The 25,184-nt window shown below is 76.1% G+C and carries 20 protein-coding genes; 12 read left to right on the forward strand and 8 right to left on the reverse strand.

Annotated features, from left to right (window positions below):
- Window positions 1–38 precede the first annotated feature (38 nt).
- The 4 genes from egtC to OG618_RS29825 all read right to left on the reverse strand — a co-directional run bounded on the left by egtC (window position 39) and on the right by OG618_RS29825 (window position 4,872).
- On the reverse strand, window positions 39–776 hold the full coding sequence (egtC, locus tag OG618_RS29810; RefSeq protein ID WP_329490664.1) for an ergothioneine biosynthesis protein EgtC: 738 nt from the start codon (window positions 774–776) through the stop codon (window positions 39–41).
- Window positions 776–2,194, reverse strand: coding sequence for an ergothioneine biosynthesis protein EgtB (gene egtB, locus OG618_RS29815; protein ID WP_329490665.1), 1,419 nt, complete (start codon window positions 2,192–2,194; stop codon window positions 776–778). Before egtB ends, egtC begins: the two co-directional genes overlap by 1 nt.
- On the reverse strand, window positions 2,191–3,444 hold the full coding sequence (gene egtA, locus OG618_RS29820; RefSeq protein WP_396488174.1) for an ergothioneine biosynthesis glutamate--cysteine ligase EgtA: 1,254 nt from the start codon (window positions 3,442–3,444) through the stop codon (window positions 2,191–2,193). Before egtA ends, egtB begins: the two co-directional genes overlap by 4 nt.
- A gap of 219 nt (window positions 3,445–3,663) precedes the next feature.
- On the reverse strand, window positions 3,664–4,872 hold the full coding sequence (locus tag OG618_RS29825) for a MalY/PatB family protein (protein ID WP_329490667.1): 1,209 nt from the start codon (window positions 4,870–4,872) through the stop codon (window positions 3,664–3,666).
- Between the two features lie 211 nt (window positions 4,873–5,083).
- Between OG618_RS29825 and OG618_RS29830 the strand changes: the two genes are divergently transcribed.
- Complete coding sequence (locus OG618_RS29830; RefSeq protein ID WP_329490668.1) at window positions 5,084–5,698, forward strand: antibiotic biosynthesis monooxygenase; 615 nt, start codon at window positions 5,084–5,086, stop codon at window positions 5,696–5,698.
- A 3-nt stretch (window positions 5,699–5,701) separates the two neighbouring features.
- Here the strand turns inward: OG618_RS29830 and OG618_RS29835 are convergent, their stop codons facing one another.
- Together OG618_RS29835 and OG618_RS29840 are read right to left on the reverse strand one after the other, a co-directional pair.
- Complete coding sequence (locus tag OG618_RS29835; RefSeq protein WP_329490669.1) at window positions 5,702–6,193, reverse strand: SRPBCC family protein; 492 nt, start codon at window positions 6,191–6,193, stop codon at window positions 5,702–5,704.
- Window positions 6,194–6,275: 82 nt separating this feature from the next.
- Entirely contained in the window at window positions 6,276–8,057 is a 1,782-nt protein-coding gene (locus OG618_RS29840) for a glycoside hydrolase family 15 protein (RefSeq protein WP_329490670.1), read from the reverse strand.
- 163 nt (window positions 8,058–8,220) lie between these two features.
- Here OG618_RS29840 and OG618_RS29845 point away from each other — a divergent pair, with 163 nt between their 5' ends.
- From OG618_RS29845 to OG618_RS29895, 11 genes are all read left to right on the forward strand, one after another.
- Window positions 8,221–9,027, forward strand: a complete 807-nt coding sequence (locus OG618_RS29845; protein ID WP_329490671.1) for an SAM-dependent methyltransferase — start codon at window positions 8,221–8,223, stop codon at window positions 9,025–9,027.
- Entirely contained in the window at window positions 9,024–11,135 is a 2,112-nt protein-coding gene (locus OG618_RS29850; protein ID WP_329490672.1) for a putative bifunctional diguanylate cyclase/phosphodiesterase, read from the forward strand. The genes OG618_RS29845 and OG618_RS29850 overlap by 4 nt, the downstream gene beginning before the upstream one ends.
- A 411-nt stretch (window positions 11,136–11,546) precedes the next feature.
- On the forward strand, window positions 11,547–12,419 hold the full coding sequence (locus tag OG618_RS29855) for a glycosyltransferase family 2 protein (RefSeq protein WP_329490673.1): 873 nt from the start codon (window positions 11,547–11,549) through the stop codon (window positions 12,417–12,419).
- Window positions 12,416–13,738, forward strand: coding sequence for a glycosyltransferase family 2 protein (locus tag OG618_RS29860; RefSeq protein WP_329490674.1), 1,323 nt, complete (start codon window positions 12,416–12,418; stop codon window positions 13,736–13,738). The genes OG618_RS29855 and OG618_RS29860 overlap by 4 nt, the downstream gene beginning before the upstream one ends.
- Complete coding sequence (locus tag OG618_RS29865; protein ID WP_329490675.1) at window positions 13,735–15,027, forward strand: glycosyltransferase family 2 protein; 1,293 nt, start codon at window positions 13,735–13,737, stop codon at window positions 15,025–15,027. The genes OG618_RS29860 and OG618_RS29865 overlap by 4 nt, the downstream gene beginning before the upstream one ends.
- Complete coding sequence (locus OG618_RS29870; protein WP_329490676.1) at window positions 15,027–16,397, forward strand: lipopolysaccharide biosynthesis protein; 1,371 nt, start codon at window positions 15,027–15,029, stop codon at window positions 16,395–16,397. The genes OG618_RS29865 and OG618_RS29870 overlap by 1 nt, the downstream gene beginning before the upstream one ends.
- Window positions 16,397–17,428, forward strand: a complete 1,032-nt coding sequence (locus OG618_RS29875; RefSeq protein ID WP_329490677.1) for a glycosyltransferase family 2 protein — start codon at window positions 16,397–16,399, stop codon at window positions 17,426–17,428. Before OG618_RS29870 ends, OG618_RS29875 begins: the two co-directional genes overlap by 1 nt.
- The gene (locus OG618_RS29880) at window positions 17,425–18,237 is read left to right on the forward strand and encodes a polysaccharide deacetylase family protein (protein WP_329490678.1); all 813 of its coding nucleotides are present in this window, start codon (window positions 17,425–17,427) and stop codon (window positions 18,235–18,237) included. Before OG618_RS29875 ends, OG618_RS29880 begins: the two co-directional genes overlap by 4 nt.
- The gene (locus tag OG618_RS29885; RefSeq protein WP_329490679.1) at window positions 18,230–20,317 is read left to right on the forward strand and encodes a glycosyltransferase; all 2,088 of its coding nucleotides are present in this window, start codon (window positions 18,230–18,232) and stop codon (window positions 20,315–20,317) included. The genes OG618_RS29880 and OG618_RS29885 overlap by 8 nt, the downstream gene beginning before the upstream one ends.
- On the forward strand, window positions 20,317–21,597 hold the full coding sequence (locus OG618_RS29890; protein WP_329492342.1) for a glycoside hydrolase family 16 protein: 1,281 nt from the start codon (window positions 20,317–20,319) through the stop codon (window positions 21,595–21,597). The genes OG618_RS29885 and OG618_RS29890 overlap by 1 nt, the downstream gene beginning before the upstream one ends.
- 14 nt (window positions 21,598–21,611) lie before the next feature.
- Window positions 21,612–22,886 (forward strand): carboxylate--amine ligase, encoded by a 1,275-nt coding sequence (locus OG618_RS29895; RefSeq protein ID WP_329490680.1) that lies wholly within the window; start codon window positions 21,612–21,614, stop codon window positions 22,884–22,886.
- 101 nt (window positions 22,887–22,987) lie between these two features.
- On the opposite strand, the gene OG618_RS29900 is transcribed toward OG618_RS29895, so the two are convergent.
- Window positions 22,988–24,205 carry an FAD-dependent oxidoreductase gene (locus OG618_RS29900; protein WP_329490681.1) on the reverse strand — a complete coding sequence of 406 codons (1,218 nt, stop codon included), beginning with the start codon at window positions 24,203–24,205 and terminating at the stop codon, window positions 22,988–22,990.
- A gap of 110 nt (window positions 24,206–24,315) precedes the next feature.
- Entirely contained in the window at window positions 24,316–24,981 is a 666-nt protein-coding gene (locus OG618_RS29905) for a GTP cyclohydrolase II (RefSeq protein ID WP_329490682.1), read from the reverse strand.
- Between the last annotated feature and the right edge of the window lie 203 nt (window positions 24,982–25,184).

Genomic DNA, 25,184 nt, shown 5'->3' on the forward strand with positions numbered 1-25,184 from the left:
CTGTTCAAAAAGTGAAGGTGAGAGGAGCGAGGGAGATTTCAGAGCGGGCGGACCACGACGCCGTCCGGGCCGGCCAGCAGCAGCGAGCGGTCCGGGACGACGGTCCAGTCCGGGTGGTCGTCGTAGGGCTCGGAGGCCACCAGGACGCCCGCACCCGGCAGGCTCCGGTGGTGCAGCGTGTCGCCCCAGGCAGTGGCGGCGATCGCCCGGCCGTCGGTCAGCAGCAGGTTGAGCCGGCCGGTGGTGTGCGCGGTCACGTCCGCGACGGCGCCGGCCAGGGCCTCGCCGAGGCCCGCGCCCGCGCGCAGCCGGTGCAGCGCGAGGCCCCAGAGCAGCGCCGAGTCCGTCCGGGCCGGCAGCTCCAGCAGCTCGGCCGGGGAGAGCCGCCCGGCCGGCGCGTCCAGCTTGTCCGGCCAGCCGGCCACCGCGCCGTTGTGGCTGAACAGCCAGGGCCCGGCGGCGAACGGCGCGGCCGCGTCCTCGCCCGCCGCGCAGCCCTCGGTGGCCGAGCGGACGGCCGCCACCAGCGCCCGGGTGCGGATCACCCGGGCGAGGTCGGCGAAGGAGGCGTCCGCCCAGATCGGCCCCGCCCGCCGGTAGCGGGCCGGGGTCGGGTCGCCGTCCGCGTACCAGCCGAGGCCGAAGCCGTCGGCGTTGACCGTGCCGTACTGCTGCGCCCGGGGGGCCCAGGACTGCCGGTAGAGCCCGAACGGCGGCTCCACCAGCAGCTCCCCGGGCGTCACCGGTGCGCCGAGGTAGGCGAGGTGGCGGCACATCAGCCGGCCGCCACGTCGGCCGCGGTGCGGAACCCGGCGAAGATCTGCCGCCGGACCGGGTAGTCCCAGTTGCGGAACGTGCCGCGGCAGGCCACCGGCGCGACCGCGAAGCAGCCGCCGCGCAGCACCTTGTACTCGGGCCCGAAGAAGACCTCCGAGTACTCCCGGTAGGGCCAGGCCCGGAAGCCGGGGTAGGGGTGGAGGTCACTGGCCGTCCACTCCCACACGTCGCCCATCAACTGCCGTACGCCGTAGGGGGACTCGCCGGCCGGGTAGCTGCCGGCCGGGGCCGGGCGCAGATGGCGCTGGCCGAGGTTGGCGTGCTCCGGGGCGGGCGGGCCGTCGCCCCACGGGTAGCGGCGGGAGCGGTCGGTGGCCGGGTCGTGCCGGGCGGCCTTCTCCCACTCCGCCTCGGTCGGCAGCCGCCGCCCCGCCCAGCGGGCGTAGGCGTCCGCCTCGTACCAGCTGACGTGCAGCACCGGCTCGTCCTCGGGGACGGGCTCGACCGTGCCGAAACGGCGGCGCAGCCACTGGGCGCCCTCGCGGTGCCAGAACAGCGGGGCGGTCAGCCCGGCCCGCTGCCGGTGCTCCCAGCCCTCGGCCGTCCACCAGCGCGGGTCGTCGTAGCCGCCGTCGGCGATGAACCGCAGATAGGCGCCGTTGGTGACCGGCGTGGTGTCCAGCCGGAAGGCCGGCAGGTCGATCCGGTGCGCCGGGCGCTCGTTGTCCAGCGCCCACGGCTCGGTGTCCGTCCCCATGGTGAACGGGCCCGCGGGGACGAGCACGTCGGCGGGCAGCGCCGCCGCGTCCGCCGGTGCGGGCGGCGGCGGGGGAGCGGCCAGCGCGGGCTCGCCGCGGCGCAGCTGGTGGGTGACGAGCATGGTCTCGTCGTGCTGCTGCTCGTGCTGGGCGATCATGCCGAAGGCGAAGCCGGCGTCGAGCAGCGGAGCGCCCTCCAGCGGGCTGGCCTCCAGCAGGTCGAACACCCGGCCGCGGACTTCGTGCGCGTAGGCGCGCGCCTCGGCCGGCGGCAGCAGCGGCAGGCTGGGGCGTTCGGCGCGCGGGTGCTCGAAGGCGTCGTAGAGCGGGTCGATCTCGGGGCGCATCGGCTCCCGGCCGCCGATGTTGCGCAGCAGCCAGAGCTCCTCCTGGTTGCCGATGTGCGCGAGGTCCCAGACCAGCGGGGACATCAGCGGGGAGTGCTGGGCGGTGAGGTCGTGGTCCTCGACGCAGTCGGTCAGCGCGGCGGTGCGGGTCCGGGCGGCCAGCAGCTCGGTGGCGATCGCCTCGCGCAGGGCCGCCGGGGGCAGGCCCTCGGGGGACGGGCCGGCGGGCGGGGCGGGGGAGGCCGCGGGCGGAGACCCGGGGCCGGTCGCCCCGGCGGTGCGGGAGCCGGTCGGGCGGGCGTCGTCGATCATGGTGCGGCCTCCTCCGGGGGAGTGCGTCGGGTGCCGGAGCGCAGGGCGTCCAGCTGGTCGTCGGCCGGGCAGCGGCCGCGCGCGGGGTAGCGCTCGGCGAACTCTGCGACGGCGGTGCGCAGTCGCTCCGCGCCGGGCAGGCGGCCCAGCGCGGCGTCGGCGGCGGCGAAGCAGGCGAGGGTGGCGCGGCGCAGCGCGGGATCGGCGACCGCCAGGGTGGCGGCCCGGCGCCACGCGTCGCTGCGCGGCGGGAGCGGCCCGGTGGCGCTCTCCAGCGGCTCCAGCGCGGCCAGCGCCGCGTCGGCGGCCTTCGGGTCGTCCAGCAGCGCGGTCACCAGGGCCGCGGGGACGATCCAGCCGTCGCCCGGCTGGGCGTCGATCATCCGCAGCTCCAGGTGGCCGTGCGGGCGGACCGGCGGGAACAGCGTGGTGCGGTGGTAGTCCAGGTCGGCGAGGGTCGGCGGGCGTTCGCCGCCGCCGCGCAGCCAGTCGAGGAAGGTCAGGCCGGCCGGCGCCGTCCACGGCAGGCCCTCGGGGCGGCGGATGCAGAGCACCTCGGCGTCCAGCACGTACCTGGTCCAGGCCTCGCGCGGATCGCCGTGGTCGGGCGCCGGGGCGAGCGTGCGGGTGGGATCCATCCGGGACCAGACGATCTGCCGGGTGGACCGGTGCCCGGTGGGCTTCCCGTCCAGCAGGGGGGAGTTGGCGAAGGCGGCGACCAGGACCGGACCGAGCTGGTGGGTCAGGCGCCAGCGCCGGTCGAGCGCGTGCGGGCCGTCGGCGGCCCCCGCGTCCAGGCAGACCTGCACGGAGGCGGTGCCGGTCATCATGATCCGGCCCCAGGGTCCGGCGGAGTCGAAGAACCGTTCCATCGCGAGATAGCGGGGGTGGTCCAGCACCATCGTGCGGGGACGGGCCAGGGGGTCGGTACCGGTGCCGGTGAGCCGCAGACCCTGGGCCGCGAAGGCGGCCCGCAGGGTGGCGAGATCACGGCGGGTGTCGTCGACGCAGGCGACGATGCCGTCGGCGGGCGGGGAGCTGAGCTCGACCTGTCCACCGGGTTCGAGGGTGAGGCGGGCACCGGACGGCAGGACCGTCCCGTCGGCGCCGCCCAGTGGCAGTGACTCCAGTGCGGCGTGCAGCCGCTCCGGTAGCACGGGGCCGGTCGGACATCGGTCGTCGTGGACGAACCACTCGACCTCCACGCCGACCAGCCGGGGCGGCCCGATCTTGAAGCAGACGCCGGCCATGTGGCGGCGCGCCGTCGACTCGGTGAGCGGGGTGACGCTCCCGGTGGGCGGATCGGTGCCCTGGCGGTCGGTCGGGCTGGTCGGGCTGGTCGGGCGAACGGGTATCACCGGACTCACCATCCTCGGGATCACGATTGCGGCCCGGTCTACCCTGCCCAGTCTGCTACGGACCATGCCGGGGCGCTCCGCAAACATCTCGTGAAGAGATGTCGTCGCAGGTCAGAGGCGGTGCAATCGGGTGATGCCGGGATTTCGGAGCCGTTCCAGCCGACCCACGGCAGCCGCCAGCGCGGGCTCCGGCAGGGCGTAGTTCAGCCGCAGCGAGCCCTCGCCGCCGGGGCCGAAGTCGCCGCCGTCGGAGGCCTCCAGGCCGCACCGCTCCAGCAGCGCCGCCCGGGCGCCAACGGGCGGCAGGCCGAGCGCGGCGGCGTCCAGCCAGAGCAGGTAGGAGGCCTCCGGCGCGGAGCGGACGGCCTCTCCGAGCGCGCCGGTCAGCCGGTCCCGGGCGGCGGCCAGGTGGTCCAGCAGCGCGTCCAGCCACGGGCCGCCGTCGCGCAGCGCCGCCTCCTGCACCACCTGCTCCAGCAGCCCGCCCTCCCACAGGCCGTACCCGGCCATCACCCCGGTGAGCCGCTCGCGCAGCGCCGCGTCCGGCACGAGCGCGAAGCAGCTGGGGATGCCGGAGGTGTTGAACGTCTTGCCGACCGAGTTGAGGGTGACGGTCCGATCCCGGTAGGGGCCCGCGACCGCGACGGCCACCGGGTGGCGGTGGCCCGGGTGGGTGAGGTCGCCGTGCACCTCGTCCGAGAGCAGCACCCCGCCGCCCCGGGCCGCCGCCTCGGCCAGGGCGCGGACCTCCTCGGCGGTCCAGACCCGGCCGGACGGGTTGTGCGGGCTGCTCAGCAGCACCGCCCCGGCCCGGTGCCCGGCGAAGGCCTCCAGCGGCAGCCGGTAGCCGGCGGCGTCCCGGGCCAGCGGCAGCTCCCGATGGGCCACTCCGGCGGCCCGGCAGACCTGGGCGAAGCCGCCCCACTCCGGCGCCGGGAACAGCACCGGCCCGGTCGGTCGCACCGCCTCCAGCAGCAGCCGGACGGCGGTGCGCGGTCCGAACGGCAGCAGCAGTACCCACGCCGGGTCGATCTCCACCCCGTGCCGGTCCCGGTACCAGCGGGCCACCAGTTCCCGGCCGGCCGGGTCGCACACCGTGTACCCGTACGCCGGGTGCCGCGCGCGCCGGCCCAGCGCCGCCGCGACGGCCGGCGGGCCGGGCAGGTCCATGTCGGCCAGCCCCATCGCGATCACGCCGGCCGCGCCGGCCGTCCGGGCCCACTTGCTGCTCCCGGTACCGGTCCGGTCGAAGGCCCGCCCGAAGAGCCGGTCGGGGGCGTGGCCGGGGGCGTGGCCGGGGTCGTCCGACGGGGTCGTCATGGCGGGCGCCTCCCGGGCGGCGGTGGGGGTCGGTCCCGGGCCACGCTAACCGCCCGGGCGGGCCGGGTCACCAGGGCGCGGGCGGGCCGCCGCCGGCACCGGCCCGCGTCCCGAGGAGCGGTCGGCAGGGGCGCGGCCGCCCGGCGGGGCCGTACGCTGCGGGACGGCTGCGACCGGGAACGCACGGGGACACCCGGAAAGGGCGGGACCGATGGGACTGGTGGGACTGCGAGGACGGGCGGGCCGGGCGGCGCCCGCGGCGGACCGGGGCGGGCCGGACGACGAGGTCACGCTGTTCGTGGCCCGGCGGGTCGAGCCCGGTCACGAGGAGGCGTTCGAGCGGTGGGCGAAGGGGATCCTCGCCGCGGCCGCCGGGCACGAGGGCAACCTCGGCACCGGACTGCTGCGCCCGGCCGGGCCGGACGACCCCTGGCACCTGCTGCTGCACTTCCGTGACGGCGGGGCGTTCCGTTCCTGGCAGGCCTCGCCGGCCCGGGCGGCCTGCTTCGCCGCGGCGGACGGGCACCACCACGAGGTGCACCGGCACGAGATCCTCGGGATGGAGGGCTGGTTCGCCACCACCCGGTCGGCGGCGAAGGGCCGCCCGCCGGTGCGCTGGCGGATGGCGGTCGCCTCCACGGTGGCGATCGCGCCGCTCACCGTCACCTCCGGGCTGCTGCTCACCCCGCACCTGACCGGCCTGCCGGTGGCGGTCCGCGCCCTGGTCACCGCACCGCTGATCAGCGCGCTGATGACGTACGCGGCCCTGCCGGTGGTCACCCGGCTGCTGCGCGGCTGGCTGTTCGGTCGCACCGACCGGGTCTAGATGTCACGCCGGGCGGTCGGCCGGTGTGCCGCCCGGCCGGTCGCCCGGGTCCCGGCGGGCCAGGTGGGCGGCCAGGCCTCGGCGGCCGCGGCGCATCATGACGGCGTGGTTGGCGCGGAACACCGGGTGCAGCGGCACGGCGAGGCGCCGGAGCAGCGGGTGCCCGGGCCGGGCGTCCTCCTCGAACAGGGCGCGGGCGCCGGTGCCGTCCGCCCCGACCGTCCAGCGGGACCAGCCGACCAGGTCGCCCCGCATCGCGACCTCCAGGACGCCGGCCACCGGGTCGCGCCGCACCACGGTCAGCCCGATCACCAGCCGGTACGGCAGCAGCGCCCGCACCACCGCCTCGCCGTCGTCCGGGCCGAACCGCCGCACCGCGCGGATCTCGGGCCACCAGAGCGGGTAGCCCGGGACGTCCTCCAGCGCGGCGTACACCGCGGCCGGCGGCGCGGCCAGCCGCCACACGTCGCGGAACCGGTAGTGGTTGAGGTCCACGGCCGAACTCTAGGGCCTCCGGCCAGGCCCCGGGGGCGGACCTCCGCTGACCGGCTCCACCGACCCCGGGGCCGGGGGAGCCCTAGGCGGGCTCGGACAGTTCGAAGGCGGTGTTGACCAGGGCGACGTGGGTGAACGCCTGCGGGGTGTTGCCGAGTTGGCGGCGGGCGCGCGGGTCCCACTGCTCGGAGAGCAGGCCGAGGTCGTTGGCGAGCCCGACCACCCGGGCGAACAGGTCGCGGGCCTCGGCCCGCCGCCCGGTGGCGACGAGCGCGTCGGCGAGCCAGAACGAGCAGGCCAGGAAGGCGCCCTCGCCGCCGGGCAGGCCGTCGGTGTGCCGGTGCGTCCGGTAGCGCAGGACGAGGCCGCCGTGGTCCAGGCCGTCCCGGACGGCGTCCACGGTGCGGACCACGCGCGGGTCGTCCGGCGGCAGGAAGCCGCACTTGACGACGAACAGCGTGGCCGCGTCCAGGCCCTGCCCGCCGTAGTGCTGGACGAAGACGCCGCGCCGCCGGTCGTAGCCGTGCTCGCAGACGTCGGCGTGCACGGCGTCGCGCATCGCCCGCCAGCGGGCCACGGGCGCGGGCAGCCCGGTGGCCTCGGCCATCCGCACCGCGCGGTCGGCGGCGACCCAGGACATCACCTTGGAGTGGACGAAGTGGCGCCGCTCGCCGCGCACCTCCCAGAGGCCCTCGTCGGGTTCGCGCCAGTGCTGCTCCAGGTAGGCCATCAGGGTCCGTAACAGCGTCCAGACGTGCCGCTCCATCGGCAGGCCGGCCAGCAGCGCCAGGTGCAGGGTGTCCACCACCTCGCCGTAGACGTCGAGTTGGAGCTGGTCGACGGCGGCGTTGCCGAACCGGACCGGCCGGGAGCCCTCGTAGCCGGGCAGCCAGTCGGCGGAGATCTCGCCGAGGACGCGCTCCCCGGCGACGCCGTAGACGGTCTGCAGGTCGCCCGGGTCGCCGGCGATGGCGCGCAGCAGCCAGCGGCGCCAGGCGGCGGCCTCGTCGCGGAAGCCGCCGCGGAGCAGCGCCGAGAGCGTCATCGAGGAGTCGCGCAGCCAGCAGAAGCGGTAGTCCCAGTTGCGGGTGCCGCCGATCCGCTCGGGCAGTGCGGCGGTGGGCGCGGCGACGATCCCGCCGGTGGGCGCGTAGGCGAGAGCCTTGAGGGTGAGCAGCGAGCGCAGCACGGCCTCCCGCCACTCGCCCCGGTAGCGGCAGCCGGCCGCCCAGTGCTGCCAGTCGCGCAGCGTGGCGAGCAGGGCCTCCTCCGGGTCGGTGCGCGGGGAGGTGGGCAGGTGGGAGGGCTGCCAGGTGAGGACGAAGGGCACCCGGCTGCCGGCGGTGACGGTGAAGTCGGAGACGGTGACGCCGTCCACTCCGTAGGTGTGGACCTCGGGCGGCACCCGCAGCCAGGCGGAGTCGGGCCCGGCGACGGCGACCCGGTGCCGGCCGGTGCGGCGCACCCACGGCTCGATCCGGCCGTAGTTGAACCGCAGCCGCAGCTCGCCGCGGACCGGGACGCTGCCCTCGACGCCCTCCACGATCCGGATCAGCTGCGGGGAGCGCTGGCCGCCCCGGCCGCGCTGGGGCATGAAGTCGGTCACCCGGACGGTGCCGTCGGCGGTGTGCCAGTCGCTCTCCAGGACGAGGCTGTCGCCCCGGTAGCGGCGCGCGGAGCACCGCGCGCCGCCGGCCGGGGCGAGCCGCCAGGCGCCGTGCTGCCGGTCGCCGAGCAGCCCGGCGAAGCAGCTGGGGGAGTCGAACCGGGGCAGGCAGAGCCAGTCGACCGACCCGTCCCGCCCGACCAGCGCGGCGGTCTGCAGGTCGCCGATCAGGGCGTAGTCCTCGATCCGTCCGGCCATCGGGTCCATTCTCCGGCCGGGGCGCGTCCTCGGCAGGACGGGGCGATTCCGCTTGCACGCGTTCGGCGTGCAGAGGAGGATCTTGTGTGCTTGTAGTCTCATCAGAACCAGCAGTCCCACGGGGCGACTGGTTCACCGGAACCGGAATGAAGGAGTCCCGAGGATGCGGCGACCGAACTGGGTACCGGAAGGTACGGACCTGGACAAACCGAACGCCGCCCGGGTCTACGACTACTACCTCGGCGGTTCGCACAACTTCGAGGTGGACCGGGAGATGGCCCGCCAGGCGATCGCGCTCTGGCCGGAGCTGCCGCAGATCATGCGCTCCAACCGGGCCTTCCTGCGCCGCGGCGTGCAGTTCGCCGCCGAGCAGGGCATCACCCGGTTCCTGGACATCGGCTCCGGCATCCCGACCTTCGGCACCGTGCACGAGATCGCCCGGGCGATCCGCCCCGAGGCCGAGGTGGTGTACATCGACCGCGACCCGGTCGCCGTCGCGCACAGCCGGCTGCTGCTGGCGGAGGACGAGGGCTGCTCCGTCGTCCAGGCCGACGTCCGGGACATCGACGACCTGCTGGGCCGCCCCGAGGTGACCGCGCTGCTCGCGCCCGGTGAGCCGGTGGCCGTGCTGCTGGTCGCCGTCATGCACTTCGTCAGCGACTCCGAGGATCCGTGGAAGCTGCTGGAGGTGCTGCGCGAGGCGCTCCCGCCGGGCAGCGCGCTGATCCTCTCGCACGCCTCCCTGGAGGGCCGGCCCGACCAGGCCGAGGACCACCAGAAGCTGTACCGGATGACGCCCACCCCGCTGACCATGCGCACCCGCGAGCAGATCACCGCGATGTTCGCGGGGTTCGAGCTGGTCGAGCCCGGTGTGGTCTACCTCCCCGAGTGGCGCCCCGAGCAGCCGGAGGCGGTCGGCCGGCACCCCGAGCGGATGACCGGGATGGCGGGCGTGGGGTTCCGCCGGTGAACGAAGCGCCGGCACCCGGCAGCGCCGATCGGTTCCACGAGGACTGGGCGCGGCTGCTCTCCGGCGACCACGGCACGGCGGTCCACCCCGGCCTGCTCGGCAGGCTGGTCTCCCGGACCGCCGCGCTGCTCCACCGCGCCCAGCTGGGCGAGCCGTTCGACCCTGGGCTGGCCGCCCGGGCGGGCGCCGAACTCGTCGACGCCCACTTCACCGACCCGGTGGTGCTGGCCCGGGCCCTCGAACTGCTCCAGGAGCACCCCGCGGCCGACGACCGCGGGCCCGCGCTCTGCGGGGCCTTCGCGGCCGGCTGGGCGGCCGCCCTGCGCGAGCGGACCCTGCGCGAGCAGGAGGCCATCCGGACCGCCGCCGACAGCGCCCGGCGGGAGGCCGAGCGGGCGCTGCGCGCCTCCGAGGCGCGGTTCCGCGCGCTGTTCGAGAGCGCGGCGATCGGCATCGGCATCGGCGACACCGAGGGCAACATCCTCGCGGTGAACAAGGCGCTCCAGGAGCTGTTCGGGGCCGCGCCGGAGGACATGCGGGGCCGCCGGGTCGGCGACCTCGTGCACCCCGAGGACACCCCCGGCGTCTGGGAGGCGTACGAGGAGCTGATCAGCGGCAAGCGGGACTACTTCCAGGTCGACAAGCCGTACTACCGGCACGACGGCGAGGTGGTCTGGACCCACCTCACGGTCTCGCTGATCCGGGACGACGACGGCCGGCCGCAGTACCAGGTGGCCATGCTGGAGGACATCACCGACCGCTACCGGCTCCAGGAGCGGCTGCGCCACCAGGCCACCCACGACCCGCTGACCGGACTGCCCAACCGGGCCGCCTTCTTCGAGCGGCTGGAGAAGCTCTTCGAGGAGCCGGACCCGGGCGCCCGCTTCGGCCTCTGCTACGTCGACCTCGACGGCTTCAAGGTGGTCAACGACAGCCTCGGCCACGACACGGGTGACCAGCTGCTGGCTGCCGTCGCCGCCCGGCTGAAGGCCGCCCTCACCCCGCTCGGCCACCTGGTGGCCCGCCTCGGCGGCGACGAGTTCGTCGTCCTGCTGGAGAACTGCCGCGGCGAGCAGGAGGCCGTCGCCGCCGCCAAGACGGTGCTGAAGGCGCTCGCCGGGCCGGTCCTGATCGGCGATCACAAGCTCGCCGTCGGGGCCAGCGTGGGCGTGCTGGAGCGGCGCATCTCGACCACCACGCCGGGCGCCGCGGTCCGCGCCGCCGATCTGACGCTGTACCGGGCGAAGGAGGCCGGCCGCGGCCGCTGGACGCTCTTCGACCCCAAGGAGAACGCCCGCGCGGTCAGCCGCTACGCGGTCTCGGTCCGGATGCCGGCCGCCCTCGACCGCGGCGAGTTCTTCATCGACTACCAGCCCCTGTACGCGCTGGCCGACGGCCGGCTCGCCGCCGTCGAGGCGCTGGTGCGCTGGCGCCACCCGCAGCTGGGCGTGCTGGGCCCGGACGAGTTCGTCACCACCGCCGAGGAGACCGGCCTGATCATGCCGCTCGGCCGCTGGGTGCTGGAGCAGGCCTGCGGCCAGGCGGCCGACTGGATCAAGCGGTTCGGCGACGACGCGCCCCAGCTGAACGTCAACCTGGCGGTCCGTCAGGCCCGTAGCGCCGCACTGGTGACCGATCTCGGCCGGATCCTCGACTCCACCGGGCTGGACCCGGCCCGGCTCCAGTTGGAGATCACCGAGTCCACCGTGGTCGGCCCGGAGGACGAGGCGCTGCGCACCCTGCACGGGCTGGTCGACCAGGGCGTCTCGCTCGCCGTGGACGACTTCGGCACCGGCTGGTCCAACCTCGCCTACCTGCGTGACCTGCCGGTCTCCGGGCTGAAGATCGCCGGCTCCTTCGTCGGCGACCTGCACGACCCGGCCAAGGACGCGGCCACCGGCTGGCGGATCGTCAGCGGCCTGGTGTCGATGTCGCACGCGCTGGGCCTGACGGTCACGGCCGAAGGCGTGGAGACCCTCCGGGACGCCGAGCGGCTGCGCGGCATCGGCTGCGACTGGGCGCAGGGCTGGCACTTCGGGCGGCCGGTGCGACCGGCCGAGATCGCCCGCCGGATCGCCGAGGAGCCGGGCGGCCGGCCGGTCGGCTGACCGGCCGTCCCGGGCGGGTGCCGCCGGCACCGCCGGACGAACCAGGCGAGCACCTCGGCCCGACGGACCGGGCGGAATCCGGCCCGACGAATCAGGCAAAATCCGGACAAACTACTTGACGTGACGGCGGTCACCTGGGCACGATGAGGCCCTGGCACATCCCGCACTCCGGTGCGGGAAGCACATTCGGCCAGTTCGACAGACCGGCGCTTCGGCGCCCGGGAGCCGGCGGCGCACCCCCCGACCGGGCCGCCCTCAGCCGCTCCCCACCGTTTCGGCAGTCCCCCCGGGGACTTCCCTCCGGGGCCCCGCCCCGCGCACCCCGTGTCGCGCACCGGGCCCGCCCCGTCACAGGGGCCGCGCCGTGCCCGGCGCCGCCCGCCGCCTCCTCCCTTCGAGAGGCCGCCCCCGATGAGCACCACCCTGCCCCCCCACGTCGTTCCGTCCCCGGACCACGACGGCCGGCCGCAACGCCGGGCCGAGGACCGGGCCGCCCCCCGACGGCCGATGCGCCGCGCCGAGGACCGGGCCACGGCCCGTCGGCCGATGCGCCGGGCCGGGGACGGCGTCGCCAGTCGGCACAGCGTCACCCTGGTCGTCCCCGCCCAGAACGAGGCCCGCAACATCCCCTGGGTGTTCGAGCAGATCCCGCGCTGCGTGGACGAGGTCATCCTGGTGGACGGCTCCTCCGACGACGCCACCGTCCCGATGGCCCGGCACTGCCTGCCGACCGTCCGCAGCGTCCAGCAGAGCGGGCCCGGCAAGGGCAACGCGCTGCGCACCGGCTTCGCCGCCGCCAGTGGCGAGTACATCGTCATGATGGACGCCGACGGCTCGATGTGGCCCGGCGAGATCCCGCACTTCCTCCACTTCCTCGACCACGGCTTCGACTTCGTCAAGGGCTCCCGGTGCATCGCCGGCGGCGGCTCGCTGGACCTCACCAAGGTCCGCTCCTTCGGGAACCGCGCGCTGCTCGCCGTGGTCAACCGCCTCTACGACGCGAGCCTCACCGACTTGTGCTACGGCTACTGCGCCTTCCGCCGCTCCTTCCTGGACGCGCTCGACCTGCGCTCCTCCGGCTTCGAGATCGAGGCCGAGATGATCGCGCACGCGCTGCGCTCCGGACTGCGGATGGCCGAGGTGCCGAGCCTGGAACTCCCCCGCCGCAGCGGTCGATCCCACCTGCACGCCGTCTCCGACGGCCGCCGGGTGCTGAGGACCCTGATCACCGAGCGTCCCGGCGCCCGGTCCTCGGCGGCAGCCTCCGCGGGGGAGCAACGATGAATGGCTCCGACCGGCGCACCGCAGCTGCCTGCCCGCGCTCCGCCGCCCGCGACTCGCTCTACACCCCCGTCCGCGTCGTCGACCTTGACCTGGACGATCCGAGCGAGCTGCGCTCGCCCGGTGGTCTCGGCACCGTCGACCCGGTCGGCCGCGTGTTGGCGTTGGTGCGGCTGCACGGACACCCGCTCGGCTTGGTCACGGCCACCGGAACAGCGGGCGACAGTGCCGCGCTGCGCCGGGCGCTGGTCGACGTCGCCCACCGGGAACTCCCGGTTCCCGCCCTGTCCACCGCGACACCCGCGGCGCGTCCCGGTCGGGTCGGCCGCGCCCGGGTGCCCGCGGGCCCGGTCACGGTCAGCGTGGTGGTCTGCACGCGCGACCGGACCGAGCAGCTGCGGAGCTGCCTCGACTCGCTCCTGCGGACCGGCTATCCGCACGTGGAGGTCCTGGTGGTCGACAACGCCCCGCGGAGCGACGCCACCGAACGCCTCGTCGCCACGCGGTACCGGGACCGCGTCCGGTACCTGCGCGAGCCGGTGCCGGGCCTGGCCCGGGCCCGCAACCGCGGCCTGGCCGCGGTGCACGGCGAGGTGGTGGCGTTCGCCGACGACGACCTGATCATCGACACCGGCTGGGTCGGCGCGCTGGCCGGGGCGTTCGGCGCGGACGACCGGATCGGCTGCGTCACCGGCCTCGTGCTGCCCGCCGAACTCGACACCCCGGCCCAGGCCGCCCTCGAACAGTACGGCGGCTACTCCCGCGGCTTCGCGGCCCGCGACTGGTCGCTGCGCGACCGCCCGGACGACCCGCTGATGCGGTTCTCGGTCGGCCGGTTCGGCTCCGGGGCGAACATGGCCTTCCGGACCGCCCTGCTGCGCGGCATCGGCGGCTTCGACCCGGCGACCGGCGCCGGTACGCCCGCCCGCGGCGGCGAGGAACTGCTGGCCTTCTTCCAGATGCTCGACGCCGGCCACACCGTCGCCTACCAGCCGGACGCCATCGTCTGGCACCGCCACCCGCGCACCGGCGACGCGCTGACCCGGCAGGTCTTCAACTTCGGCGTCGGCTTCGGCGCCTACCTGACCGCCGCCGTCGCCCACCGGCCCGGGCTGCTCACCACGCTCGTCCGGCGCGTCCCCTCCGGTCTGCGCCGCTGGCAGCGGGTGCGCCGGCACCGGGCCCGCTGCGGCCCGGCCGAGGGCGAGGCCGCGCTGCTGCGGCTGGGGCGCCGCGAGTTCCGCGGGCTGCTGGTCGGGCCGTTCGGCTATCTGATCAGCGTGTGGCGCCAGCGGAGCCTGCGCACCGGAGGTGCGTCATGACCACCGTCCTGCGGGCGCCCGCCCAGGTGGTGGAACTCGATCTCGACCGGCCCGGTGGGCCGTGGCGGCCCGGCTTCACGGCCCCGGTCCGCCCGCAGGGGCCCGTGGTGGCCCTGGTCCGCCGGGCCGGCCGACCGCTCGGCCTGGTCGCCGTCGACGCCGACCGGCCAGGTCCCGACGGTAGCGCGGGCCCGGACGCCGGCCCGGACGCCGGGCGGCTGCGCCGCCGGCTCGTCGAGGCGGCCGAACGCCACCTCGACACCGGGCCGGCGGCCCCCGCCCCGCCGCCCCCCGGCGCCCGCGCACCCCTGGTCAGCGTCATCGTCTGCACCCGCGGGCGGCCCACCCTGCTCGGCGACAGCCTGAGCGCGCTGCTGCGCACCGACTACCCGGCCACCGAGTTCCTGGTGGTCGACAACGCCCCCGAGGACGACGCCACCGAACGGCTGATCCGCGCGCTCGGGCCGGACCGGCTGCGGTACCTGCGCGAGCCGGTGCCGGGCCTGGCCCGGGCCCGCAACCGCGGCCTGTCCGCCGCCCGGGGCGAGTACGTGGCCTTCACCGACGACGACGCGCTGGCCGACCCCGGCTGGGTGAGCGCCCTCGCCGGGGCCTTCCGGGCCGACCCCCGGGTCTCCTGCGTCACCGGTCTCGTGGTGCCCGCCGAACTCGACACCGAGGCCCAGGCCGTCTTCGAGCGGTACTGCGGCTTCGGCAAGGGCTTCGCCTCCCGGGACTGGTCGACGCGCACGGCCGGCCGCGACCCGCTCTTCCCCTTCGCCGCCGGCCGCTTCGGCACCGGCGCCAACATGGCCTTCCGCACCACCGTGATCCGCGACCTCGGCGGCTTCGACCCGGCGACCGGCGCCGGTACGCCGACCCGCGGCGGCGAGGACCTGCTCGCCTTCCTGCGCGTCCTGGTCGCCGGTCACACCCTCGCGTACCGGCCGGACGCCGTCGTCTGGCACCGGCACCGGCGCACCATGGCCGAGCTGGAGGCCCAGATCCAGGGCTTCGGCACCGGCCTCGGCGCCTATCTGACCGCCGCCGTCTCGCAGCGCCCCGGCCTGCTGGCCGAGCTGCTGCGCCGCCTCCCGGCCGGCACTCGGTACGCCCTGCGCCGGGCCGTCGCGCCCGCCCCGGCCGGCCCCGGCCGGGGCGGGCGCGACGGCGATCCGGGACTGGCCCGGCTCGGCCGGCTCGAACTGCGCGGCCTGCTGCGCGGACCGTTCAGCTATCTGGTCAGCCGGCGGCAGGACCGCCGGTTCCGGGCGGAGGACTGGTCGTGATGCAGTCGCTCAGCACGCGTTCGCCCGCGCCCGCCCGGCCCTGCTCCTGCCCGCGCCCGCTGCCCTGCCAGTGCTCCTACCGCGACCTGCTGCGGGCCCGCGCCCGGGCCGGCCGGGCCCGGCTGGCCGGGGAACCGCTGCTGCGCAACGGCCACATCCTGCTGGCGAGTTCGATGGTGGCGGCCGCGCTCGGCGCGATCTTCTGGCTGTTCGCCACCCGCTGGTACAGCGCCGAGACGGTCGGCCTCAGCTACGCCGCCGTCTCCGCCGCCGGGCTGCTCTCCGCGGTCGGCCGGTTCAACCTCAGCAGCGTCCTGGTGCGCTTCCTCCCCGGCGCCGGGCAGCACACCCGGCGGCTGGTGGCCCGCTGCTACGCCGCGAGCATCGCCGCCAGCGCGTTCGCCGCGGTGCTCTTCCTGCTGCTGATCCCGTGGATCTCCCCGAGCCTCGGCTACCTGCGGCAGCCGGTGGTGGCGGTCGCCTTCGTGGTGGTCACGGCCGGCTACTCGCTCTTCGTCCTCCAGGACGGCGCGCTGACCGGACTGCGGCGCACCGGCTGGGTGCTCGGCGAGAACGCGCTGTTCGCCCTGGCGAAGGCGGGCGCGCTGGCCGTCTGCGCGGTCCTCGCGGTCGGCACCGGGATCCTGGTCTCCTGGGCGGCGGCGCTGCTCATCACCGTCCTGCTCACCAACGTCGTGCTCTTCCGCCGGGCGATCCCGGCCCACCAGCGGGCGGCCGGTGCCACCGCGTCCGCCCCGCCGCGGGTGGCCGGCTACGCCGTCGCGGACTACCTGGGCAACATCTCCGGCATCGCCGCCTGCAGCGTCGTACCGCTCATGGTGCTGGCCGTGCTCGGCGCGGAGCAGAACGCCTACTACTCGCTCGCCTGGGTGATCGCCGACAGCCTCTACATGGCCGCCTACAGCATGGGCAGCTCGCTGGTGGTCGAGGCCGCCCGGGCACCCGAACGGCTCGCCGAACACGCCCGCCGGATGATGTGGCACACCGGACTGCTCGTCCTCGCGGCGGTGGCCGTGATCGTGGCCTTCGCCCCCTGGATGCTGCGCCTGTTCGGGCCCGGCTACGCCGAGCACGGCACCACCGTGCTGCGGCTGATGGCCCTCTCCGCCCTGCCCACCGTCGTGCTGAGCCTGGCCACCGACGTCGCCCGGGTGCGCCGCGCCCTGGGCTGGATGATCGGGCTCCAACTCGTCTACGCCGTCCTCGTGATCGCGCTCGTCGCCGGACTGCTGCCCGTGTTCGGCCTCACCGGGGTCGGGCTGGCGTGGCTGCTCGCCGCGACGGTCCTCGCCCTCCCGCTGCTGGTCGCCCTCCCGCGCTGGCTGCCGTCGTCCGATCGGAGATCGTGATGAACACCGTGCCGAACGCCGGACCGGTCACCGCACCGGGCCCCGGCCCCACCCTGTCCGTGGTCGTCTGCAGTTACACCCTCGACCGCTGGGACGACCTGTGCGCCGCCCTCGACTCGATCCGCGCCCAGCGCCGGCAGCCCGACGAGACCGTCGTGGTGGTCGACCACTGCCCCGCCCTGACGGCCCGGCTGGCCGCCCGCCCCGGCCTGCGGCTGGTCGAGAGCCCCGAACGCCCGGGCGTCTCCGGCGCCCGCAACACCGGGGTCACGCTCGCCCGCGGCGAGTTGGTCGCCTTCCTGGACGACGACGCGGTGGCCGAACCCGACTGGACCGAACGGCTGCTGGCCGGCTTCCGCGACCCGCGGGTGCTCGGCGTCGGCGGCCGGGTCGACTCCTGGTGGGAGACCGGCCGCCCCGGCTGGTTCCCGCCCGAGTACGACTGGGTGGTCGGCTGCTCCTACCCGGGGGCCGCCGGGAGCACGGGCACGGTGCGCAACTTCATCGGCGCCAACATGTCCTTCCGCCGGGCCGCGGTGGTCGCCGCCGGCGGCTTCCGCGGCGACCTCGGCCGGATCGGCACCAGCCCGTTCGGCTGCGAGGAGACCGAGCTTTGCCTGCGGCTCACCGCCCGGCACCCCGGCACCGAGCTGCGCTACGAGCCCGCCGCCGTCGTCCGCCAGCACGTCCCGCCGGCCCGCACCACCTGGCGCTACTTCAGCTCCCGCTGCTACGCGGAGGGCCGCTCCAAGGCCGTCGTCGCCCGTTACGCGGGCAGCCGGTCGGCGCTGTCCACCGAGCGCCGCTACGTGCGCCGCACGCTGCCCGCCGCGATCCTCCGCGCGCTGGGCCGGCGACGGCTGCGGGCCGCCGGGGCGCTCGGCGCCGGCGCCTGCCTGGCGGCGGCCGGGTACACCGTCGGCCGGCTCGGCCGGGCGGACACCGCGGCCACCGCGGACGCCGGGGAGACCGGTGCGGCCCCCGCCGCCCGGCCCGGCGTCGCGGCCGTGTCCACCAGGAGCCGGCCATGAAGGAGGTCCCGGTGTTCCTGTACCACTCGGTCTCGGACGACCCGCCGCCGTGGATCGCTCCGTACACCGTGACCCCCGCGGCCTTCCGCCGCCAGATCGACCGGATCGTCGACAGCGGGCGGCCCGTGGTGCCGCTGCGCCGGCTGGTCTCGGCGATCCTCGGCGGCCCGCCGCTGCCGCCCCGCGCCGCCGTCCTCACCTTCGACGACGGGTTCGCCGACTTCTACTGGACGGTGGCCCCGCTGCTCGCCGAGCGCGGCCTGCCGGCCACCCTCTACGTCACCGTCGGCGCCGTCCACCCGCCGGGCGGCCCGCCCACCGGCAGCCTCTTCCCGCCGGCCGACATGCTGAACTGGCGGCAGATCAGCACCCTGGACGCGATGGGCGTCGAGATCGGCGGCCACTCCGTCACCCACGCCCAGCTGGACACCGTCTACGGGCGGCGCTGCACCGACGAGATCGTCGAGTGCAAGCGGCGCCTGGAGGACGCCCTCGGCCACGAGGTCGTCGCGTTCGCCTACCCGCACGGGTACTCCAGCCCGGCCGTGCGGCGCAAGGTCCGCGAGGCGGGCTGGACGTCGGCGACAGCGGTGGAGAACAAGTTCAGCTCCGCTTCCGACTCCGTGCTGCGGATCTGCCGGCTGATGGTCCGCAGCGACACCCCCGACCACGTCTTCGACGGCTGGATCGCCGGGCGCGGAGCCCGGGTCGGACCCGTCCCGGAGAGCCTCTACACGCGGCTCTGGCGCAACTACCGCCGGCTGCGCACCGCGGTCGGCAGTCCGGTCGGAAGGCCGTCCAATGGTTGACCAACTGGCCCCCGCCCAGCTCCCCACCGGCGGCCCGCCCCCGGAGCCCGACGGCGCGCGCCCGTTCGGGCGCCTGCGCGCGGGGCAGCTGCGCGCGCTGCGCGCCGGCTGCCGGGAGGCCGGGCCGCTCGGCGTCTTCGCCCGCCTGGCCCTGCCGGTGGCGCTCGCCCTGTGGCTGCTCGCGCTGCCCCGGGTGCGGCTCGGCGGCATGGGCGACCTCGGCCTGATCCAGGTGCTGCCGGCCCTGTACTGGACCGGCCTGGCCCTGCTGGTGGCCGGCTTCGTGGCCGTCCTGCGCGACCGGCGGATCCGCCAGCGCTGGGCGGCCGGGTACGTCCTCGCCCTGGTCGCCTTCCTCCACGCCACGCCCACCCTGCTCTACCCGGAACTGCGGTACGCGTGGGCCTGGAAGCACGTGATGGTCGTGGACGCCATGCTGCGCCACGACGGCTCCGTGCCGAACGCCGGCGAGCTGGACATCTACAACCAGTGGCCCGGCTTCTTCCAGCTCAACGTGCTGCTGCTGCGCGCCACCGGCCTGCACTCCGCGCTCGGGTACGCGGCCTGGTTCCCGGTGCTCACCAACGTCCTGCTGCTCGGCCCGCTGCTGCTGATCTTCCGTACCGTCACCCGGGACCGGCGGCTGGTCTGGGGCGGCATCTGGATCTACTACAGCACCTCCTGGATTGGCCAGGACTACTTCTCCCCGCAGGCCTTCTCCTACCTGCTGTTCCTCGCGGTGCTCGCGCTGGTGCTGCGCCGGCTGGCGGCCACCCGCGTCGCGCAGGGACCGCCCGGCGGGGGAGCGTCCGCCGGCCGGGACGCCACGGCGGGTGAGGGATCCACGGCGGGTGGGGGATCCACGGCGGGTGAGGGAGGCCCGGCCGGCGCGCGGAGCGGGCCGGGCACCGGCGCCCGGGCGATGACCTGGGTGACCGACATCCCGCCCCGGGGCGGGTGGCGCCCGCTGCCGTTCGCCCTGGTGCTCGTCCTGACGGCCGCCATCGCCTGCTCGCACCAGCTCACCCCGCTGATGCTGATCAGCGCCCTGCTGATGCTCGCCCTCCCGCGGCGCAACCGCCGGGTGGTGCTGCCCGCCCTGGTCGGTGCCGTCGGCATCACCTTCGCCTGGGACGCCACGGTCGCGCGGCCCTACCTGGCCAAGAACATCGGCAACCTGGTCGCCGCGCTGGCCTCGCCCGACAACAACGCGCTGCCCGGCCTCCAGCGGCTCGCCCAGCCCGCCCCCGGACAGGTGTTCGCCTCCTGGGTCGACCGGGGCCTGACCGCCGCCGTCCTGCTGCTCGCGGTGACGGCGGTGGTGCACCACCGCTGGGTGCGCCGCACCACCCTGCCGCTGCTCCTGATCGCGCCCGTCCCGCTGCTGCTCGCCAACAGCTACGGCGGCGAGATGATCTTCCGCGCCTACCTGTTCGCGCTGCCCGCGGCCGCCCTGCTCGCCGCGACCGTGCTGATCCCGTCCTCCCGTGCTCCGGCCGGCCCCGCCGCCCCGGCGGGCACCCCCGCCGGCGACCGGGCCCGCCGCCCGCGCCGGGCGCTGCCCGCCGTGCGCCGGGGGCTGACCCTGGTGGCACTGCTCGCCCTGCTGGGCGGCCTGGTCTTCGGCTACTACAGCAAGGAGGCCATGAACACCTTCAGCCCCGGCGAGGTCGCCGCACTGCGCTACGTCGCGCACACCGCGCCGCCGGGGTCGCGGATCGTCTCGGTCACCGCAGACCTGCCCGGCTCCGAGGAGCGCTACGACGAGCTCAGCCGGACGGCGCTCTCGGTGGGCACGCCCGACGACCGCCGGCAGCTGGTAGCCGACCCGGCCTCGGCCGTCGAGGCCGCACTCGCCGACCCCGCCGTCACCGGCCCCTCGTACCTCGTGCTGACCAGGGCCCAGACCGCCGAGTGCACGCTGACCGGCATCCTGCCCGCCGACACCGTCGACCGGGTCCGCGCGGCGGCCTCCGCCTCCCCGACGCTGCGGGTGGTGTTCACCGACGGTGACGCCACCGTCTACCGGCACTCCGCCCAGGTCGCCGTCGAGAGCCCGTTCGCGGAGAGTGGGCAGTGATGATGAGGCCGGCTCCCCGCACCGCCGCCCGGCTGGCGCTCGCCCTGCTCGGCTGGGCCGCGCTGGCGTCCACCGTGCTGGCGGCGGGCAGTCCGCTGCGCGTCGCGCTGACCGGCGGCTTCCTGGTGATCTGCCCGGGGGCGGCCGTCCTGCTGGCCCGGCCCACCGTCGCCCGGACGGCCGGCGGGCCCGACCGGCTCGCCGCCGCCTCGCTCGCGGTGGCGCTGAGCACCGCGACGGCCGCGCTGACCGCCGTCGCGCTGCTGGGCTACCACGTCTTCTCGGTGGGCGCCGCGCTCGCCGCCCTGGCGGCCGTCACCACGGTGCTCGCCCTGGTGCCGCACCGCACCCGGCGGGGCCGGCCGGCCGGGGCGCGGCCGAGGCACGGACGGTGGCGACCGGGCCGGGCCCGCCGGCCGGCCGGCGGGTTAGCGGCGGCCGCCCTGCTGGTGTCGGCCGCCGCCTGTTCCGGCACCCCCGGGACGGCCGGCGGCTCCGGGCCGACGGGGTCGGGCACCGGGCTGCCGGCGGGCGCCGCCGCGAACCGGCCCCCGGCGCCCGGCACCTGGCGGCTGGTGTTCGACGACGAGTTCACCGGCTCCTCGCTCGACACGGCGAACTGGACCACCTGCTACGACTGGAACGACGGTGGCTGCACCAACGCCGGCAACGGCGAGGACCAGTGGTACCAGCCGGGCCAGGTCAAGGCCGGCGGCGGCCGCCTCACCCTGACCGCGCAGCCCCGGACGGTGAAGGGCAGCGACGGCCGGACGTACCCGTGGGTCTCCGGCATGGTCAGCACCGGCCGCGACTCCTGGAACGCCGAACCGCGCCACACCTTCACCTACGGCTACTTCGCGGCCTCGATCAAGGTCCCGGCCAACCCACACGGCTTCTTCCCCGCCTTCTGGCTGATCCCGGCCGCGACCAGGGGCACCCCGCCGGAGGTGGACATCGCCGAGTTCCCCAACACCGACCAGTACGTCCACATGAACCTGCACTGGCGCGGCGCGGACGGCTCCGACCAGCACGTAGGCCAGAACTGGGGCCCCGCCGACTTCTCCGCCGGCTACCACGTCTTCGGCGTCGACTGGGAGCCCGCCGCGGTGACCTGGTACGTCGACGGCAAGGCCTGGTTCCAGGTCACCGACCCCTCGCGGATCCCGACCGTGGCGATGGAGATCGTGATCAACCTCGCCGTCGGGTACCTGGAGTCGCCACCCGCCGGGACGGACTCGGCGGCCCTGCAGGCGCAGTGGGTCCAGGTGTGGCAGCACTGAGAGGTGGGAGCGTCATGGCAGGAGGCCCGCTGGGCGTCGACCGCGCCGTCCCCGCACTGCTGGTGAAGGTCGGTCACTACCCGCTGTCGCACAGCGCCGTCGGCGCGGTGCGCTCGCTCGGCCGGCTCGGCGTCCCGGTCTACGCGATGGTCGAGGACCGGCTGACGCCCACCGCGCTCTCCCGCTACCTGACCGGAGCGCTGGTCAGGCCGAGCACCGGCCGGGAACCGCCCGCCGAACTGGCGGCCGCCCTGCGGGGGGTGGCCCGCGAGGTGCGGCGGCGAAGCGGGCGGCGGGCCGTGGCGGTGGCCACCGACGACGAGGCCGCCGTGCTGCTCGCCGAGCACGCGAGCGAGCTGGCCGAGGACCTGCTGCTGCCGCCGGTGCCGCCCGGTCTGCCCCGGCGGCTCGCCGACAAGGGCGGCCTGCACGACCTCTGCCGCGGTACCGGCACCCCCACCCCGGCCGCCCGGACGCCCGTCGACCGGGCCGGACTGCTGGCCGCCGCGGCCGAGTTCGGGTATCCGCTGGTGCTGAAGAACCTCGCCTCCTTCACCCGGCTGGAGCGCCCGGTGGTCGGCCACACGACCGTCGTCCGGAGCGAGGCGGAGCTGCTGTCCCACTGCCCGCCCGGGGCCTCCTGCGACGGGCCGCCGCTCGCGGTGCTCGTCCAGGAGTACCTGCCCGCCGAGCAGGCGCGGGACTGGATCACCCATCTGACCTGTGGCCCCGGCGGCGAGCCACTGGCCGTCTTCACGGGCGTCAAACTGCGGTCCTGGCCCCCCGGGGCGGGCGTCACCACCCGGGCCGGGGCCGTCGCCAACCCCGAGCTGGCCGAGCTGGCCGTCCGGCTCTGCCGGCGGCTCGGCTACTGCGGGATCGCCGACCTCGACTGGCGGCTCGACCTGCGGGACGGCCGGTACAAGCTGGTGGACTTCAACCCGCGGACGGGCGCGCAGTTCCGGCTCTTCGAGACCACCGCGGGCGTCGACGTGGTGCGGGCGCTGCACCTGTCGCTCACCGGGCGGCCGGTGCCGCCCGGGCCGCAGCTGCGGCGCGGCTACGGGGTCGGCCAGCTCGACCTGCTCTCCCTCGGGGCCGCCGCGTGGCACGAGCACCGCCCGCCCGCCGACCCGTGGCCGCGCCGGGGCACCGAGCGGGCCTGGCTCTGCGCGGACGATCCGCTGCCGGCCGTGGCCGTCGCCGCCCGGTTCGGCGGCCGGGCCGCGCGGTACGCCGCCCGCCGCCTGGTGGCCGCGGCCCGGGGCGGGGGAGCGCGGGGGGCGTGACGGGGCGGGTGAGCGCGGGGCGGCGTGACGGGGCGCGCCGTGAGGGCGGCGGCGAGGGGGCGGCGGCGAGTGGGCGCGCGGGGGCGGGTGTTGACGGCCGGTCAGTCCGGTGCACCGCCGGTGACGGCGGCCGTGATCCGGCGGGCCGCGAAGTCCGTACCGCAGACGAAGCGCAGCAGCGGGCCGAAGGAGTTCGCCGCGGACAGCCCGGTGAAGTACAGCCCCGGCACCGAGGATTCGAAGCCGCCGGTCAGCCGGGGCGCCCCGTCCGCCGTGCGCCGCACCGCCCGCCGCAGGCCCGGGTCGAGCAGTTCTAGGCGTTCGACGTCCACCCGGTAGCCGGTGGCCGCCAGCACGTGGTCGACCTCCAGGGCGCCGGTGAGGCCGCGCAGCCGCAGCCGGACGGCGCCCGCCCGCTCCCGCGCGGACTCCACCGAACACCCGGTGAGCACCGGCACGCCCGCGTCCTCGACCCGTTCGCGCAGCCACCAGGCACCGGCCGGGCCGAGTACCGTCCGCACCCGGCCGGCCCGGACGTCGTCGGGGAGATGACGGAAGGCCCAGGGGGCGCGGCAGTAGCCGAGGAGGTTCCAGCCGGGCCCGAGTTCGGTGCCCGGGTACCGGGCGCGCACGGCCGCCGGCCGCTCACCCGGCAGGTCCGCCCCGGGCGCGGTCCCGAACCGCAGCCGGGCCGTCCGGGCCACCAGCGTGGGCCGCGCCCCGGCCTCGGCCAGCAGGGCGGCGCTCTCCAGCGCCGACTGCCCGGCGCCGACCACCGCGACCCGGCGCCCCGCGAAGCGGCCCAGGTCCGCGTGGTCCGAGGTGTGCGAGGCGAGGCCCGCCTCCCGCAGCGCGGCCAGTTCGCCGGGGACGTGGGCGAAGGCCCGCAGCCCGGTGGCGAGTACCACGGCCCGGCTCCGGAACTCCTCACCGGTGTCCAGCCGCAGCCGGAGGACACCGTGGTCGTAGCCGATGCCGAGTACCGAGCAGCGCTCGACCCCGGGCACGCACCGCTGCTGGAACCAGTCGCCGTAGGCGATGAACTCCGCGATCGGCACGGGATAGCGGTCGCCGACCGGCGCCACGCCCAGGGCCGTCCGGTGGTCGGCCAGCCGGTGCCCGGGGGCGGGCGCGGAGATGTTCGAGGCACGCGGGGTGGACTTCAGGAACATCCCGGCGGGCATGTGGTCGCGCCACCCCGCCATCGGCTCTCCGAACACCCGCAGGTCGCGACCCCGCGCCGCCAGGTGGGCGGCCGTCGCGAGCCCGTACGGCCCGGCCCCCACGACGGCGATCGGCAGTCGGCGATGCGTCGGCACGGACGCCTCCCGGAGTACTCGGACGTCCCTCCAGAATGCCCCTCCGGCCGGTCGGAGGCATCAGGTGCGTGGACGAACCGGCCCGCCCGGGCGTGCGGACCTGCGCCGGCTCAGCCGACCAGCCGGGACAGCTCGATCGAGTGGCCGGTCCGCTCCACCTTGGCGCGGAGGTAGCGGACGTTGCTGGCCGACAGGTGCACCCCGGTCGGTACCCGGCGCTCGACCGTGATGCCGAGGCCGGCGAGCTGGTCCGCCTTGTCCGGGTTGTTGCTCAGCAGGTCGATGCCGGTGGTGCCGAGCGCCGCCAGCATCTGGGCGGCGGCGGTGTAGTCGCGCCCGTCCTCGGGCAGGCCCAGCGCGGTGTTGGCGTCATAGGTGTCGAGCCCGGCGTCCTGGAGGGCGTAGGCGTCCAGCTTGTTGTACAGCCCGATGCCCCGGCCCTCCTGCCGCAGGTACAGCAGGTAGCCGCCGGCCCCGGCGATCCGCTCCACCGACTCGCGCAGCTGGGGCCCGCAGTCGCAGCGGTCCGAGCCGAAGACGTCGCCGGTCAGGCACTCCGAGTGCAGCCGCACCAGCGGCGTCCCGCCCTCCGGGGTGCTGCCGAAGGCGAGTGCCAGGTGCTCCGCGCCGTCGGCCAGGCCGTGGAAGGTGAACACCTCGGCGTCCGCGCGGTACCCGTCCGGGAAGGTGAGCGGGATGCGCACCCGGGAGCGCACCGTGGCGGTGCCGGGCTGCGTCGGAGCGGTGCCAGGCTGCGTCGGGGCAGGCTGCGGCATGGGCGGGGCCTCCGTTACCGGGGTGATGGTCGGACCCCGACGGTACTCGGTAGTTCCAATTTGAACAACTGTGTTCCGAGCCGCCCGCACCGGGGTGGAGTGGGACGGCGCAGGCTCGCAACACCCCGTGGGGCTCGCCTGTTCCCACCGGTCACGACGGAGGGGGCGGGTGGCCCGTGCGGACGCCCGCCCCCTCCGTCGTG

Origin of the sequence: Kitasatospora sp. NBC_01246 (genome assembly GCF_036226505.1) — a bacterium.
Taxonomy (GTDB): Bacteria; Actinomycetota; Actinomycetes; order Streptomycetales; family Streptomycetaceae; genus Kitasatospora.

Excerpts from the sequence above, each read along its gene's own strand:
- OG618_RS29885 (WP_329490679.1), top strand. The coding sequence starts at position 18,230 with ATGGTTGACCAACTGGCCCCCGCCCAGCTCCCCACCGGCGGCCCGCCC.
- OG618_RS29855 (WP_329490673.1), top strand. The coding sequence starts at position 11,547 with ATGAGCACCACCCTGCCCCCCCACGTCGTTCCGTCCCCGGACCACGAC.
- egtA (WP_396488174.1), bottom strand. The coding sequence starts at position 3,444 with ATGGCCGGCGTCTGCTTCAAGATCGGGCCGCCCCGGCTGGTCGGCGTG.
- OG618_RS29905 (WP_329490682.1), bottom strand. The coding sequence starts at position 24,981 with ATGCCGCAGCCTGCCCCGACGCAGCCTGGCACCGCTCCGACGCAGCCC.
- egtC (WP_329490664.1), bottom strand. The coding sequence starts at position 776 with ATGTGCCGCCACCTCGCCTACCTCGGCGCACCGGTGACGCCCGGGGAG.
- OG618_RS29870 (WP_329490676.1), top strand. The coding sequence starts at position 15,027 with ATGCAGTCGCTCAGCACGCGTTCGCCCGCGCCCGCCCGGCCCTGCTCC.
- egtB (WP_329490665.1), bottom strand. The coding sequence starts at position 2,194 with ATGATCGACGACGCCCGCCCGACCGGCTCCCGCACCGCCGGGGCGACC.
- OG618_RS29880 (WP_329490678.1), top strand. The coding sequence starts at position 17,425 with ATGAAGGAGGTCCCGGTGTTCCTGTACCACTCGGTCTCGGACGACCCG.
- OG618_RS29875 (WP_329490677.1), top strand. The coding sequence starts at position 16,397 with ATGAACACCGTGCCGAACGCCGGACCGGTCACCGCACCGGGCCCCGGC.
- OG618_RS29860 (WP_329490674.1), top strand. The coding sequence starts at position 12,416 with ATGAATGGCTCCGACCGGCGCACCGCAGCTGCCTGCCCGCGCTCCGCC.
- OG618_RS29825 (WP_329490667.1), bottom strand. The coding sequence starts at position 4,872 with ATGACGACCCCGTCGGACGACCCCGGCCACGCCCCCGGCCACGCCCCC.
- OG618_RS29865 (WP_329490675.1), top strand. The coding sequence starts at position 13,735 with ATGACCACCGTCCTGCGGGCGCCCGCCCAGGTGGTGGAACTCGATCTC.
- OG618_RS29830 (WP_329490668.1), top strand. The coding sequence starts at position 5,084 with ATGGGACTGGTGGGACTGCGAGGACGGGCGGGCCGGGCGGCGCCCGCG.
- OG618_RS29840 (WP_329490670.1), bottom strand. The coding sequence starts at position 8,057 with ATGGCCGGACGGATCGAGGACTACGCCCTGATCGGCGACCTGCAGACC.
- OG618_RS29845 (WP_329490671.1), top strand. The coding sequence starts at position 8,221 with ATGCGGCGACCGAACTGGGTACCGGAAGGTACGGACCTGGACAAACCG.
- OG618_RS29895 (WP_329490680.1), top strand. The coding sequence starts at position 21,612 with ATGGCAGGAGGCCCGCTGGGCGTCGACCGCGCCGTCCCCGCACTGCTG.
- OG618_RS29890 (WP_329492342.1), top strand. The coding sequence starts at position 20,317 with ATGATGAGGCCGGCTCCCCGCACCGCCGCCCGGCTGGCGCTCGCCCTG.